9 protein-coding genes and 1 riboswitch are annotated in these 15,061 nt (G+C 54.9%); of the genes, 2 read left to right on the forward strand and 7 right to left on the reverse strand.

Going from position 1 to position 15,061, the window contains the following annotated elements; all coding sequences use genetic code 11:
* Positions 1 to 60: 60 nt before the first annotated feature.
* From LAO76_13540 to LAO76_13565, 6 genes are all read right to left on the reverse strand, one after another.
* Positions 61 to 1,362, reverse strand: coding sequence for a hypothetical protein (locus tag LAO76_13540; GenBank protein ID MBZ5491949.1), 1,302 nt, complete (start codon positions 1,360 to 1,362; stop codon positions 61 to 63).
* Positions 1,363 to 1,503: 141 nt separating this feature from the next.
* On the reverse strand, positions 1,504 to 1,878 hold the full coding sequence (locus tag LAO76_13545; GenBank protein MBZ5491950.1) for a hypothetical protein: 375 nt from the start codon (positions 1,876 to 1,878) through the stop codon (positions 1,504 to 1,506).
* A 497-nt stretch (positions 1,879 to 2,375) separates the two neighbouring features.
* Positions 2,376 to 4,778 (reverse strand): TonB-dependent receptor, encoded by a 2,403-nt coding sequence (locus LAO76_13550; protein ID MBZ5491951.1) that lies wholly within the window; start codon positions 4,776 to 4,778, stop codon positions 2,376 to 2,378.
* A gap of 231 nt (positions 4,779 to 5,009) precedes the next feature.
* A riboswitch (cobalamin riboswitch) is annotated at positions 5,010 to 5,218 on the reverse strand.
* Between the two features lie 188 nt (positions 5,219 to 5,406).
* Complete coding sequence (locus LAO76_13555) at positions 5,407 to 6,456, reverse strand: hypothetical protein (GenBank protein ID MBZ5491952.1); 1,050 nt, start codon at positions 6,454 to 6,456, stop codon at positions 5,407 to 5,409.
* A 121-nt stretch (positions 6,457 to 6,577) separates the two neighbouring features.
* Positions 6,578 to 7,729: an energy transducer TonB gene (locus tag LAO76_13560; GenBank protein ID MBZ5491953.1), complete on the reverse strand. Its 1,152-nt coding sequence runs from the start codon at positions 7,727 to 7,729 to the stop codon at positions 6,578 to 6,580.
* 104 nt (positions 7,730 to 7,833) lie between these two features.
* On the reverse strand, positions 7,834 to 9,267 hold the full coding sequence (locus LAO76_13565) for a thiol oxidoreductase (protein ID MBZ5491954.1): 1,434 nt from the start codon (positions 9,265 to 9,267) through the stop codon (positions 7,834 to 7,836).
* Positions 9,268 to 9,992: 725 nt separating this feature from the next.
* Between LAO76_13565 and LAO76_13570 the strand changes: the two genes are divergently transcribed.
* On the forward strand, positions 9,993 to 13,439 hold the full coding sequence (locus tag LAO76_13570; protein MBZ5491955.1) for a glycosyl hydrolase: 3,447 nt from the start codon (positions 9,993 to 9,995) through the stop codon (positions 13,437 to 13,439).
* A 174-nt stretch (positions 13,440 to 13,613) separates the two neighbouring features.
* Entirely contained in the window at positions 13,614 to 14,207 is a 594-nt protein-coding gene (locus LAO76_13575; GenBank protein ID MBZ5491956.1) for a hypothetical protein, read from the forward strand.
* Between the two features lie 38 nt (positions 14,208 to 14,245).
* Here LAO76_13575 and LAO76_13580 read toward each other — a convergent pair whose 3' ends face one another.
* The gene (locus LAO76_13580; GenBank protein MBZ5491957.1) at positions 14,246 to 15,061 is read right to left on the reverse strand and encodes a hypothetical protein; all 816 of its coding nucleotides are present in this window, start codon (positions 15,059 to 15,061) and stop codon (positions 14,246 to 14,248) included.

Here is a 15,061-nt window from a genome sequence, read left to right on the forward strand (position 1 = left end):
GCGTGGCCGCGATTTTACACGTCCGCCTTGCAGTTTGCGGAAAGGGGACACGTGAAAATTTTACCACGAAGCCATTTTGTGCTTTTCCGGCGACTCAAAGGCCGCCTGCAACGCAGAAGGCTCCAATTGGCTTGAGATCGAAAACATGCTGCGCCACGCGCGCGTCAACATGCGCGACTCCATCTGGCGCTTCCACTCCGCGGCGCTTTCTTCCACTAGCGTGCGTCCCGGGGAAACCGGCAACGCGCGCAATTCAGCAAGATATCCCGTACCCAGCTTCTCCCAGGCATCGAACAGGCGACCCTCTGCCCAGAGCAACGCTATATCCAGCCGCTGCTTTTGCAGTCGCGTGAGCTTATTGTTGCGGATACGGTAAACCCAGAACAGAGCCTTGGAAGGATTGTCGCGGAACCATGCCTGAAAAACTGCCGCCTCAAGAAAAAGATGATCGCGCATCTTGGGCGTGGCGTAGGAAAGAACTTCCAGCGCGCCTTCCAGATATTTGGTAGCACAGGTGATGTCCTGGCGTTCAGCGGCCCACAAGTAAGCCAACCAGCGTGAAAGATAAGCATCGCGCGAATCGTCAGAGACCGCCGCGGCGCGGGAGACGCAGCCCTGGTCCCAGTCGCGCGGATGGCGGCCCTGATTCAGCGCCATCTGGCAGCGAATGTTGGAAAGCCAGCGCTCAGCCTTGGCGTCTTTGCGCAGCAGCATCAGAAGGCGTGCGCCGTCAGAAAAGATGCCGCGTCGATTCACGTCAGGCAGAGAAGCAGCAATCGCAATCAGCCCGGAGAATGACGCTCCTACATGCAGACTGAAACCAACAAGAAAGCCGGGCTCAAAGATGTAGTAAATGGCTTCCAGCGCTCCTGCCAGCAATATGCTGGCGACTGGGCCTCCCAACATCAAGAACAATAAGCGGCGGCGCAACGTAGCGTCATCTTGATTGCTCACGCGCGGCTCAAGTACAGAAGCGCCCAGAGTAATCACGTCTCCGCAATAGGGTTCACCGCAACGCGCGTGCCTGCCCAAATGTAGCGCGCCAATTTTGATCTGCTTGACGCTAAAGCCAAAAAGCCATCCAGTCAGGAGGTGGCCCATTTCGTGGGCAAAACCGGCGCTTAGAGCAGCAATCACTGGAATCAGGGCGGCCCAATATCCCGGCGCAATTTGAATGACGGAGCGAAGGCTGGGCAGCGCAACCAGAATCAGAATCGCCAGGCTGCTGGCAAGAAAGTATTCGCCCGCGCTCAGGCTTTCTTTCGTCTGTGGCGGCAAAGGGCGGAAGACATCCAGCACAGGCGTGGACGTCGGCGAGTAATGTTGTGCGGTGTTCAGTTTAGTCTCGGCTGCAAGTTCCATGGGGAGTACGGTCCGAACGGCCCTTCCACCCACAATCATAGGGTCAACAATGGCTTGCTGGCATGAGGTCGTTGGTAGATGGCCTTTGGTCACCAGGCAGCTCAAGAGAAACGGCACGGCTGGCGACCAATAATTTCACAGTCAGACCACATTCGTAGACCAGTCCGCATCCTCGATATTCCCACGGGCCAGCCGCAACACCGTTGAATTTAAGTCCTCTGGCGATCCGTCCACGGTGAGCACGGCATCGGCCAGTTCGGCTCCAGCGATTCTGTCTCTGTAGAGAAAGATGACGCGCGCATTTTGCAGGAACTTGCCTTGCCGTGCGACCTCATTGCGGTCTTCCATGGGAACAAGATGCCCAATCACCACAACATGGAACCGATGTGATTTCAGCAGTCGCAGGACATCGTCTCGATTGTCCCTGGAATTCACGCGAAACCCTGCGGCAACAAGGACTTTATGGCGAGAAAGCAAGCGATACCGATCGTGACCAAAAGAAAGAACTGTAAACATTAGCGACCCACCAGTGAGGTTTTTTCAGAAGCCATGTGCAAACAAATTTGTAGCGACGAAAAGGCCGGTGCGGTAACTAACAAAGAAACGTGCAGAGCAAAGGGTGCAGGCGAACGACGGGCCTCAACGACGTACAAAGATTGTCGCGCCTGTAAAAAAACAGGACCATTGCGAAAAGAATCGCTGCTCTGAGAAGAGTTATCCCAAGCATGATGCATTGAGCATTCTGCTGGGCGCGCAACGCCGTCGCCGGCAAATCGACAGAAGGTGCAATAAATACCACGAGCACCGCCAGGAGCCCAATCGCAAAGACCCACTTGTGAGCACAACTCAACATGGAAAAATCAAGACCCGGGGGATAGGAAAGTACGCTCCGCGAGGATCTCGCAGCTGGCATTGTATCGCAATACGATAACTTTTAAAAAGTAGAACTTTGCTAATTCCGGCAAAAAATCCGGCGCGGCATTCATCGCCGATTTCGCGAAGATTCCGCTGATCTACTTGGGCCCTTCTCCACCAATCGTGACTTTGATCCCGCTGCGGAAGTTGAACGGCAACGCAGGAAAGCCCGGAGCCGGATCATAGTGCTGGCTGGCGAGGTTTTCGATGGCCGAGTAAATCTGAATATAACGGTTCAGACGGTAGCTGCCGCTGACGTCAATCTTCTGGTAGGCCTCGGCCAGGTTTCGATTGGGAAGGAGCATAGTCGAACCAAACGAAGAGTCGAAGAGAAACGTGCTGCTGTCTCGACGGCTAACAAAGTTGCCGCTCAGAGCAAGCGCCAACTTGCGCCGGGCATACCCAAGATAAACACTGGCAACATGGGGAGCGCGATTGAAAGGCCGGTTCCCAACCAGCGGGGAAAAGGCACCGATTGGAATAGTTGGAAACAGAGGATTGAACGAAGGAAAAAGTTCATCACTGGAGAAAGACCGGCGGACGATGCCATCGAGATACGTGTAAGCAGCGCGCGCGGTGAAGCCGTGGCCGAGACTGAGTTCGAGTTCGCTTTCCGCGCCGAGCGAACGCGTAGCCAGCGAATTGACACTGGCGCCGAAAGGCGCCTGCGCAATCACCTCGGCAGGGACACCAAGCAAGGCAAGCCCGTCTTGGCTGACGAATTCGATCTCGTCGGAGAAGTGGTTATCAAAAAAGGTGAGAGCGAGCTTTGCGCGGCCATCCCAGAAGAGCTGTTCAATGCCGCCGTCAAAGCTGCGCGACCGCACCGCCCCAATTGGGCCTACATGAAACTGTGATATCAGCTGCGGACCGTCTGGCAGTTGCGATAGCAACCCGAACAAAGAATTGCTGGCGGAAAAAATGTCCGGCTCCTGGATTCCCTGCCCGTAATTGAATTTGAGTTTGGTGCCGGCAAGTACACCGCTGGCACTCGGCCGCACAAGGTAGTAGGCTAGCGAAGCCCGAGGTGTGGCGGCCACGCCGAACACCGCATTCTTCTCCACCCCTACGCCAAGCGTAGCGTAGAGCCGGTTCCACAAATTGCCGTGCACTTCTCCGGTGTAACTATAGTTGGTCCGCTCCACCGGTTTGGGCCCGCGTTCGTTCTCAAAGTGGAAAGCAAAGAGCGCGGTCAGGCGAGTGCCGAACGAATAATCAGACTGGAACGTAAGCAGGTCACTATTATTCAGGATAAAGAAATGCTGGGGATAGTCGCCCGCAAAGTCCAGAATGGCTTGGCCTGTGGTGCTGAATCCGTTGGCCCCCCGAATCGTCAGCACATTCCCAAGAAAGTTTCCAAAAGGATCAGGTATTCCCGTCGGTGATGGATTCACAAACTCCGAGTTCTGGCGCATGGCGCCGTAACGCAGCAGATTGTGCCAGTGCAAGGTAGTCTGGTTCTGCAGCGTCGCGCCGATGTAGGTATTGTCTTCCGTCTGAAAAGAATCGTCAGGGATGCCGAAGAAATCGATTGCGTTGGGAACATCAACCTTTGCGGCCACTCGACGTACCGTCAGACGCAAGCTGGTGGAAGCGCCGGGAGACCAGCCAAAGTTGCCTGCATAGGTTCCATTGTGAAAGTTAGGATTGCTGGAGATATTGCCGCCATCGTATCGCGCAAACTCTGAGAAGTAATCGATCTGCCGGAAGATGCCGCCGAAAGAAAGATCGTTATGCAGGCTGTTGAAGTTTCCTGCGTCAAACGCATAGCTGACTTGCGGAGTGAAGGTTGAGCCTTGTGACGTAGTCAGGTTCACCACGCCAGAAAGCGCGTCAGCGCCATAAAGCACGCTGTTGGGGCCGCGAAGGATTTCAACCTGGTCGATCCCAGTGGTGAAGATTCCGCCAAAATCAACCGTCCCGCCGATTTCATTCAGGGGCACGCCATCCAGCAAGACTTTGTTGAATTTGCTCTCTCCGCCGCGTATGAAAAGAGATTCACTGATCCCGCGCTGGCCACTTTCCAGGACCTGAACGCCCGCAACTGGCCGCAACGTCTCCAGCACTTCCGGCTTGTGCTGGAATTGATCTGAGTTCACCACGGACACTGAAGCGCCTGTCTGCGTTTCCGGCAGGCTGGTGCCCGTGGCGGAAACGACTACCTGCTGGGACACGCTGCCAACCTTCAAGGTGATATCAAGCGCAGCATTGCTGCTGCTTCCAATGTAGATGGCGTCACTTTGTTGCGTCGCGAAGGATGGCGCGGTGGTTCTGACCTGGTAGCGTCCGGCCGGAAGGGGCAGGAATCTATACTTCCCTTCGGAATCCGTCGTGGTTACAGATACTTGTTTGCCTTGGCGAAGCAACTCGACTTGAGCGCCGGAAACGACGGCGCCAAGAGGATCCGTGACTGTTCCGTGAATGATGCCGCCCTCGGCGATGGCTGAGATAGCTGCGAGTGCAAGCGCCAGCACAAGACTGGCATAAAAGAGCGATTTCATCAGTAAGACTCCTCCCGCGGAAGTAGTCAATGGACGCAGGCGGCCCGATGGAGTGGAGGGCATTCTTGCGCGTGCAACAAATCGGAGATCAGCACGTTGAACTGAGGATCGGTCGAACGATTGCAAAAAACTGAGCGGCAAGAGGCTTGGCGGTCAGTAACAACTTGCAACAGTAAAATCGAACCCGAGAAATCGCAAGAAAGCTCTCCGGCTCTCCCTGCGCAGCCGGAACGCCCTTGACGGGCATCTGGCCGGTCTCCTGACTTACGCCTCAATGAACCTGAAGCGCCTTCCCGGATCGTCCTCGCTCATTCACGCCAACATCAGGCGTTAAATGGAGACCATCCAGTGGCATGTTGCCCAGGTTCTCAGCGCATACAGTTGCGGGGCAGTGGCGGATTCTCACCGCGCTTCCCATTACCAGATGGAGAAAAGTTATATCGGAGAGAAGGAGCAAGGTCAAGAAACCTCAAACTGAAATTGAATTTTCAATTTCCAATTTGGGAACAGTCTTCATCCTTCGCTCGGATGCGATGCGTACACGCCACCGGTAGAGAACAAGAAACCTTCCTACTTGTTGCGAACTTCTTTGATGATCCTTTGTCGGGCAAAGGCGCCCAACTCTGAGCTAAACCATTCTTTTTCGCTTTTTCCAGATCACGTACGCGAGTGCTGTAAGAAGCACGGCAACCCCGCTAAAAAGTATCCACATTGGATTTTCTTGCCAGCCGGGAACTACAGGAAGGGTGACTGCAGCAGGCGTCTCAGGCTTGAGGGAGCCAACAGCAGCAGGAGAACTCATGGTCGATGAAGCTCTTGCTGGCTGGGTCGTTGCCGCCAAGCCAATCCCTGAGATCTCAAACGCAGCCACGTCGCGCACCGGCTTGCCAACTGCCTGTTCCACACGGAGTCCCTGCGCCATACCGGGACTAGTGAAAGCCGCGACCGACGACGGCTTGAATGACATAGAAGGCGGATGCATGATGGCGAAATTCCTGATCGGATACGGAAGCTTTACCTGCAACCTGGTCGGTTCGCTGTAAGGAAGGTGGTAAACAAATTTGAACAGCGTATCTCCCGGCCTGATGGGGAAATCCACGGCGTAGCGCCCTTGCTGCCCTTTAATGGGAACAGGCGCAAGATTTACCCAGACGCCGCTACCCTTCTTCACCACCAGCGAATCCAGCGTGGCTTTGGGCGCAATAGAAATCTCGAAGTTGCGCGGCCCCGCTTGCGTAACCGGCGGAACGGATTCATTCGCGATGCTGTACATCTCCGTGACCTTCAGCGTTTCTCCGTCTGATTCCACCTCCGCGATGCCAAGGTTCCCTTGTAGGTTGCGGATGCGCGGCACGGAATCGTAAACAGCGACCTCAAGCGCTCCGGTGACTCTCACGGTTTGATCGTAGTTGACGCCTTGATGCACTACGCGGACAATATGCGGAACATCGGCGGAGGAGACAGGCAAGCTAAACGCACCTGCGGCATTGACTCTCGTTTTGGCTTCCTCTTCCATGCCATTTTGCAAACGCAGCAGGATGACTTCATCGCCGGCGGCTGCTTTGCCGGAGGTCTGGTTGCGCACCGTGCCGTTGATAACATCGGCTGCGTACGCTGAGAGCGCGGAAAAGCAGCAAACAAACAAGAAAGCGTTTTTGATTCCAGAACCGATCTTCATAAAACAATGTTTCCCAGGGATCACATCCCGCAACAATTCTTCTTTCCCAATCCTTTAGAAAATCCCGAGCGCCGAGGACCTGAAGACTAATTCGAAAACTCTCTCATGTCTTTGGCCTAGATCAGTCCATCGCCCGGTCAGTCGCCAGAACAGCCGGAGGGGCTGCGCCAAACATGATGCCGGTTTCAACCTCGAATCGCTGCCCGTTCCGTTCGAAAGGTCTGAACTTCCAATGCTTCAAGGCATCACTGATGACGTTTTGCTGCTCAGGATACGCGCTCAGAAAGTGGATGTGCGTGACCTTGCCTTCCTTATCAATAATGATGCGCACAGGCACTGGGTTATGCCGTTGCTGTGGAAACACGGGCTCAACCCGCTCAAGTACGTTTTCACCGGCTGCGTAATCCTTAATGCACACGGGGACATTGCCCCCGCCCGTGCCTCCGGTTGAGCTGGCTTCCGCCGGCAATTTCATTTTGTTGCTCATATCCAGGACCAGATCCTGCAGCGCCTTGGAATTACGGCTCATCAATACGATTTCCAAAGCGTGGCAGCGAATCTGGGTAGCCAATACGTACCAGTGCAGCTCCGCATCCGGAGACCAATAAGCAAAGAACGTGAAGGATTGGCCGCCAATTGTGGTCTGCGTGGGCTTGAGTTCCACTTGATAGTATTCTGGCAAATGGTTTTTGGAGTAGTTCACAAACTGCCGCGCATTGGCGACGGGCAGCGGCGTAAAAAACATGTCCTGGGCGGTGAACATGATACTGCCCGTGTTCTCCCCTTTGGAGCTATCGCTCTGGCCCAGTTGGAAGCTACCGCTCCGGCCTAGCTGCGCCAGCACATACCTGCCGGAATCCGACGGAGGCGGTGGCGTGAACTTCTGCATCCAGCCCGACGGCAGAGGATAGGTGATACCAAAATATTCGTCGGTGAAGACATTGTTCGTCAGGGCAGCGGCTTCCGGCAACGGAGTTGTGGAATCGCTGGCACTCGACCATGCGCCCTTGACGATGATGGTGTCTTTGGGGACGATTGCCTCAGGCTTAGGATGGGTAACAGTGGAAAAATCTCCACCATTCATCGACCCGCCAATCATTGGGGAATCTGGCTGGATCGGGATATTTTGCGCCGGGGCATTCTGCGTCGGGGCATTTTGAGCGGGGGATTCCTGGGCTGGTTGGATCTGGGCTGGTTGGATGCTTTGACCCCAGCCTACGAATGATAGCAATAGGCAAATAATGATCAGGAAACCCGAACGTCTGTACTGCATACTTCACCATCCTTGGAACTACTGTAACGACCCAATACTGTTCTTAAAACCGGGCAAGACCAGTTTCGGCCCCGCCCGGAGAGTTTGTGATCAAAATTGCCCGCTTACAGCGAACGTAGGAAATTGATCAGGTTCTGTTGGTCTGTCAAGCTCAGAGCGGCGGCGGCGTTGAGCGAGGCGTTCGCCTCCGAGCCGTTGCTGCCGTGGGCATTGACGACCGTGACCAGGTTGTTGGTGCGGCCATCGTGCAGGAAGAATATCCGCTGTCCCAGACCCCACAATGGCGCTGTGCGGAACTGGTCTCCACCGGCTCCGCCTTGCGATACGTTGTCCGCCAACCCTGTGCCCATGTGGTGGACCTCAAGATCGGAGAACAGGTTGGCGGTGGCGCTGCTCAAGCCCGCGGTCTTTTGCGAAGCCTGAGTAGTGAGCGATATCGTATGGCATACGGCGCAGCCAACGGAAGTAAAGAGCGTACGTCCGCGGGCGATCGAAGTCGAGCCGCCGGGAACGGTGGTGGAAGGCGTAGGCGGAGCCAGGTCTTCCATGAAGACCGCGAACAGCGTTACGTCGCTGGAGCTGGTCGAGGCGTCGGTTCCATCAGAGTGAGTGATGTCCTCCGGGTAGCCGACATGTGCAAGGTTCAGGCAGCCCGTCGGAAGTCCGGTTAGGCCGGATCCGCCAGCGCCACCTTCGCCCGGCAGCGGACGGTCTTGCTGGAAGAGTTCGTTGCTGACGCCCATTTCGACGTTGTAAGCTTCACCGGCAAAGATCAGGAGCGATTTATTCTGCGCCTTCCAGCCAAAGCGGGTGATGGTGCCATCGTTGCCGTTGCGGTTGAAGGCCCCAGCGACGCCAAAAGCATTGCCAGCCTGGGCCGCCTGATTCTTCAGCAGGGTTGAATCGTCAATGTTCGCTATCAATCCCGAGCCAAACAGCGGCGTGGGAATACGGAAGATGATGTTGTTGGCCGCAGTTGCCTGGGCAAAGCCAGGCTGCGTCAGGCTGCAACCCGCCGCATCGGCGCGTCCGCTCACGGTGAACAGGTCCTCAACTCCGCCGTTCGGGTTATTAACATTGACCGTGCCGTTGGCGTTAAAGAAAAACGGGAAACGGGCTTCACGCACCGGGCCGGTGGCTGTAACAAAAGATGGGATGGCGTTGGTGCTGCTGCTTACCGTGCCGTTGGCAATCACCTGGCTCTGAGGGTTAGGTCCCACACTGGGAAAGACATTGGCGCTGGGGCTAGTCCCGCCGGGTGCCGGCTGAGAATGGCATCCACCGCATGAATCAAGGTTAAAGCGGGGTCCGAGACCAACGTTGTCTCCCGTGACCGTTTGATGCTCGTTGAACTGCCCGAGTCCGCTATTGAACAAAGCCAGATCGCTGGCATTGGCCGAAATAGATGCCAGGGGCTGGCCGGCATTAACTCCCGTCGAGCTCCGAACTCCCGGGTCGGTGACCTGGGCAAACGCTGCTCCTGCCAGGAAAAGCGCTGCGATTGTAAGTGTTACAACAGAGATGTTCCGCCTCGTCATTGCGAGTTCCTCCTAGATTTTGTGGAAGTGCACTTTCTGTAGCGAGAACTCTGCCGTACTGCAGACGATTAGGGCCTGTCTGCCAAAGGTGAACGGGTGGGAAATTTCAAGCGTTCCTCTGCTTGCTCATTGCGGGCACAAAGCCAAGCGAGTGGAACGCGGGCAAACATACAGCAACTCCGATTTAGGAGTCAATAAAAATTCTCTATAAAACCTTGAAAACAAGAGACTAAGCGTTCCATTTTGGGAAACCTCCCGTCAACGAGATCCCTTCAGAAGACGAGATTCACCCACGACCCAAAGTGGGCCAAGCGCTCGCGCCAATTCCGAGTACCTCCCTCGAAATCAATTGCAACCAAAATTGAAACTGTTTGAGAACCCTGCCGTGACTGCAGACAATTGGAAGCGGTCTGCCAATAGGTGACGGGTTTGAAATCTTGAAGTGGAGCTATTGAAACGCTGCCATGGCAAATGAACAAGGCCAAAGGCAGAGAAAAAATACAGCAACTCAGAAATGGTGTCAAGCAAAATGAAGACTTTGCTTAGAAAGGCACAGAAGGCAATGGACGCAACAGTTTGTGCCGGCGGGAATTGCTATTGCCGTTTGGGGAATTTAGGATGTGCGGTTCGCAATACTACGGTTCGCCTGGAGAAAATCGAAAATGTCTTGCGCCGCTTCCGCGAAAAAAATCACGCGCCACAGCTTCCTCTCGATACTGATCATCATGGTCCTGTTTTCTCTGTGCTTGTTTGCGCAGACGGATGCCAATACATCGCAAGGCAATGCAGGAAGCAAGAAGACTGCAACCGGCAAGAGCAAAAGGCAGTCCGGCGGAAAGGGCGAGGAGAAAAAAGCTGAGACGCAGCCCACTGCCGCAGAGAAACCGGCGGGCACAAGCGATGCCGATCAGGAAGAAACAAAAGGTCCATGGCATGGTCTAACGTGGCGGCTGATTGGGCCATACCGCGGCGGACGCGTACTGGCGGTAAGCGGGGTGGTGGGTGACCAGCACACATATTATTTCGGCGCGACGGGCGGCGGTGTATGGAAGACCACTGACGGCGGACTGACGTGGCGTCCTTTGACGGACAAAGTAAAAGACATGGCGCCTTCTATCGGCGCGATTGCTGTTGCGCCTTCCGACGCAAACGTGATCTATGCCGGTACCGGCGAAGCGTGCATTCGCGGCGACATCATCAACGGGAATGGCGTTTATAAATCGATGGACGCGGGTAAAACCTGGACATATGTTGGCCTCAAAGAAACACGCGCGATCGGCCGTATCGCGGTGAATCCGAAGAATCCTGACATCGCTTATGTAGCTGCGCTGGGACATGTGTTTGGCGCGAACCCGGAACGCGGCATCTATCGCACAACCGACGGCGGCAAGACTTGGACCAAAGTCCTTTTTAAAGACGAAAACTCCGGCGGGATCGATCTCTCGATGGATCCCACGAACCCGAACGTGATTTTTGCTTCACTGTGGCAGGCGCGGCGCACACCGTGGGGCATGGACAGCGGCGGGCCGGGCAGCGGACTATATCGCAGCACTGATGGCGGCACAACGTGGAAACATCTTACCGGCCACGGGCTGCCGGATGGAATTCTCGGACGCATTGGGCTGGCTGTGGCTTACAGCGGCAATCGCGTTTGGGCGCTGGTGGAAGCCGATAAAGGCGGTCTCTTCCGTTCTGACGATGGCGGCGATTCATGGACGCTGACCAACAGTGATCGCCAATATCGGCAGCGCGCGTTTTATTACACCCACGTTTTTGCCGACCCACGCAATGCTGACGGCGTTTACGTGCTGAACACTGGGATGTATCGCTCCAACGATGGCGGAAAAACTTTCCGTCCGATTCGCGTGCCGCACGGCGACAACCATGGTTTGTGGATCGATCCTAACGATCCGAACCGCATGATTGAATCAAATGACGGCGGAGCCAACGTAAGCACGAACGGCGGAGCAAGCTGGACCAACCAGGCCAACCAGCCGACGGCGCAGTTCTATCACGTGGTCACCGACAATCGTTTCCCTTATTACCTCTACGGCTCGCAGCAGGACAACTCTTCAGTGGCGATTGCCAGCGCAGCGCCGGGTGGTATTGATCGCACCAGTTGGTATTCCGTGGGTGGGGGAGAGAGCGGCTATATTGCGCCTGATCCGCGCGATCCTGAGATTGTTTACGCCGGTTCTTACGGCGGCGAGATTACACGCTATGACCATCGCACGGAAGAGACAAAGAACGTGACGCCATGGCCAATTAATCCCATTGGAGCCGCAGCCGCAGACCAGAAATATCGCTTCCAGTGGACGGAACCGATTGTGTTTTCTCCGCACGATCCCAAGACTCTCTACTTTGCGGCACAGGTGCTTTTCAAATCGACGGACGAAGGCGTGAACTGGCAGATCATCAGTCCGGACCTCACACGCAACGACAAAAGCAAGCAGGTGGCATCCGGCGGGCCGATCACAAAAGACAATACCGGCGTTGAAGTCTATGACACAATTTTTTCTGTCGTCGAGTCTCCGGTGCAGAAAGATTTGATCTGGGCAGGCTCTGATGATGGCCTTGTGCATGTGACGACTGATGGCGGAAAGAACTGGGCCAACGTAACACCCAAAGCGATGCCGGAATGGGGCACCGTGAGCATGATTGAAGCTTCCATATATAACGCCGGCACTGCGTATGTTTCCGTGCAGCGCCACAAATTGGACGACGTTGCTCCGTATATCTTCAAGACGACTGATTTCGGTAAGACCTGGGCGAGCATCACCGGCGGCCTTCCCGCGGACGCGTTTGTCCATGCGGTGCGTGAAGACAAGAAACGCAAAGATCTGCTGTATGCCGGCACCGAACGCGGCGTGTTTTTCTCCTGGGATGACGGGGCGCATTGGGAAACGTTCCAGGGCAATCTGCCGATCTCTCCCATTTACGATCTGCTGGTGCACGGTAATGATCTGCTAGTGGCAACCCACGGACGCGCATTCTGGGCGCTGGACGATCTTTCTCCATTGCAGCAATACAAGCCAGACATGGCGAATGAAGAAGTCCATCTCTACACGCCCAGCGCAGCCAACCATACAACGTTCGGCGGCGGCTTCTTTGGCGGCGGTGGCGATCGCGGACAGAATCCTCCCAATGGTGCAGTGATCTACTATTCGCTGAAAACGGCGTTGAAGAAACCGGGCGACAAGAAGCCGGAAGAAAAGAAAGCTGAAAGCGGCGCTAGGACTGCGGCTGCAACTCCAGCCAAAGAGTCGCCGACAGAAGGCAAGGAGCCGGGACAGACGCATCCCGCAAACGCTCCGGTTCCGCCAAAGACTGAAGCCGCTGGCGAAACAATCGAGACTACGAAAGCCTCGCCCATCACGCTTGAGATTCTGGACCAAAAAGGCCAGGTTATCCGCAAATATCCACCCAAACCGCAGCAGCCAGGAGCAGAACCGGGCGAGGATGAGGGCTTCGGGCGTCCGGCCGAGCGCGGACTGCCCACGGAAGCCGGGCTCAATCGTTTTGTCTGGGACATGCGTTATGAAGGCGCGACCAAAGTACCGCATTCGCCGCTATGGAGCGGCAGTACGGACGGCCCGGAAGCAGTTCCCGGCAAATATCAGGTACGGCTAACGGTAAATGGCAAGCAATACACGGCCCCGCTGGAGATCGTTCCCGATCCGCGGCTAAAGGTCACGCAGCAGGACCTGGAAAAGCAGTTCGATCTGCTCATCAAGATCCGCGAGCGGGTTACCCAGGCGCATGAAACGGTAAACCAGATTCGCGATATCCGGGCCCAGATCACGGAGCTAAACAAGCGCCTGGACAAACAGCCGCAGGCAAAAGCCGTGGCTGACGCCGGAAAACAGCTGGACAAGAAGATGACCGAAGTGGAAGAAGTGCTGATCCAGACCAAGGCCAAAAGCGGGCAGGATGTGCTGAACTATCCCATCCGGTTGAACAATTATCTTGTCGCTTTGGGAGGAGTGGTGGAAAGCGCGGACTCGGCTCCAACCCAGGTTTCCTATGAAGTATTTGACATGCTCAGCAAACAACTGGATGAGCAATTGGCCAAATGGAAGCAGATTTTGGGCACAGACATACCGGCATTTAACGAAGTCGTAAAAAAACAGGAGGTTCCAGCGATCATCCTGGCCAAACCGGCGGACCGCTAGATCAGTCACTGAAAAGGCCAAAAACAGCATAAATACTGGGTTTTAGGGCGGCTACAGCCTGTTCCATTTTGGTACATTTTCGGAATTACCAAAGTGTCCGCTACCATACCCAATTTCCATTGACCCCAGATGCGGTCAGGGTTAGAGTTTGCGTGTACCAACGAGAGCAAACCAATGTCTAACGCCATGTTCGCGATCTGGATTGGATTATCAGCAGGCATTCTCCTGCTGTTTCTGTATGCAGCGTTTTTGAACCTGCGGCGGAGACAGGCGCCGGACGCGGAACTGGGTGACTTGATGAATTCATTTCTCCCGGTGAACTTGGAAGTGCTTTCAGAAATCATGAATCCGGCGCAGCAGCGGTATTTGCAGGAGACGTTTGGCCGCGATGAACTGCTGAGGATCTACCGGGAACAGGTCAGCCTGACGGTGGAATGCATGCGCCGCATGTCACACAATGCCGCCTTGCTGCAGCAGGTTGGTTATGCGCAATTGCATAGCGGCAACCAGTTGATTGCTTCGCTGGCGCAGGAGATGGTGGATGCCGGCGTCCATGTCCGACTCTACACCTTTATGGCATTGGTTGTTCTGCAGGTCCGGAGTTCCCTGCAAGTGCTGCCGCTGTTTTCAGCCGTCAATATTGGAAATGTTCGCGGCATTGTTGCTCAAAGTCTGCTGCCTTCCTATGCCCTGCTCAAGGACAAAGCCGACCATCTTACATGCCTGAAGTTCTCCAGTCTGCATGACTCGCTGGCCCAGAGCCTGTAAAAACCCACATACTTCCTACAGAAATTTTGCTGTCCAGATCAGCGTTTGCCCTGGGACATAAAATCCTTCAGCGAATCTTCCCACTTTCTGGCTTCAAGCAGTGCTTCAGTTGAAAGCGCCGGAGGCGTGGTGGTTTGAGCTTTGGATGCAGTCAGGAAACAGTATAGCCAGACGATGCAGGCTATGTCGTAAGCGATCACGGGAATACGACTCACGAATGGGCCCCTCCTCGTCTCATGGGTCCACAATGCAACTGAGGCCAGTGATACGGATACTTCCAAGCCAAATCCAAAAGCAATGCCAAATTCCTTCATCTCCCACTTTCTTCCCATGAATGTCATAAGCGCTGCGAAAAAGAAAATGAGTGCTGCAAGCAGGAACTCCTCAATCCGGGCAGATAGAAGAAGCAATCTCTTGTGATTTCCGTAAAAAGCGGCAATCACTACCAGTACGTTGACTAAAATTGCTACCACGGTAAAGAGGATGCGAAAAAAGCGCACCTTATAAAAATGGGGAAAAAGCCGTCTTACGAACAGCTCATAGCTCGCCATGAAGGCAACCAAACCCACAACAAGATCTGAAATCCAATACACAGAGGAGTAAAAGCTAGGCGAGCCTTTGGAGGCTGCGAACCGCGTAAGCCCCACAATCTCGGTGACAACCACATAACAAAAGAAGAGCGGAAATTCCCGGTAGAATTTCCGATAAAGCAAGATGCAAGCCAGCAAAGCCAAGCTTGGCAATCCAAGCCAATCAATTAAGATATTCGCCCAGTGTGGCATTTCTAACGGCCAGCCTAAACTAGCCGCCAGAAAAGCACAAACAATTCTGTGGGCGCTCTTGCCGGTGATCAC

It is taken from the genome of Terriglobia bacterium (assembly GCA_020072645.1).
Lineage (GTDB): Bacteria > Acidobacteriota > Terriglobia > Terriglobales > Acidobacteriaceae > Angelobacter.

What these genes read in the sequence shown, in the direction of transcription:
- LAO76_13550 (MBZ5491951.1), bottom strand. Translation starts at nt 4,778, where the DNA reads ATGAAATCGCTCTTTTATGCCAGTCTTGTGCTGGCGCTTGCACTCGCA.
- LAO76_13540 (MBZ5491949.1), bottom strand. Translation starts at nt 1,362, where the DNA reads ATGGAACTTGCAGCCGAGACTAAACTGAACACCGCACAACATTACTCG.
- LAO76_13555 (MBZ5491952.1), bottom strand. Translation starts at nt 6,456, where the DNA reads ATGAAGATCGGTTCTGGAATCAAAAACGCTTTCTTGTTTGTTTGCTGC.
- LAO76_13570 (MBZ5491955.1), top strand. Translation starts at nt 9,993, where the DNA reads ATGGTCCTGTTTTCTCTGTGCTTGTTTGCGCAGACGGATGCCAATACA.
- LAO76_13560 (MBZ5491953.1), bottom strand. Translation starts at nt 7,729, where the DNA reads ATGCAGTACAGACGTTCGGGTTTCCTGATCATTATTTGCCTATTGCTA.
- LAO76_13545 (MBZ5491950.1), bottom strand. Translation starts at nt 1,878, where the DNA reads ATGTTTACAGTTCTTTCTTTTGGTCACGATCGGTATCGCTTGCTTTCT.
- LAO76_13575 (MBZ5491956.1), top strand. Translation starts at nt 13,614, where the DNA reads ATGTCTAACGCCATGTTCGCGATCTGGATTGGATTATCAGCAGGCATT.
- LAO76_13565 (MBZ5491954.1), bottom strand. Translation starts at nt 9,267, where the DNA reads ATGACGAGGCGGAACATCTCTGTTGTAACACTTACAATCGCAGCGCTT.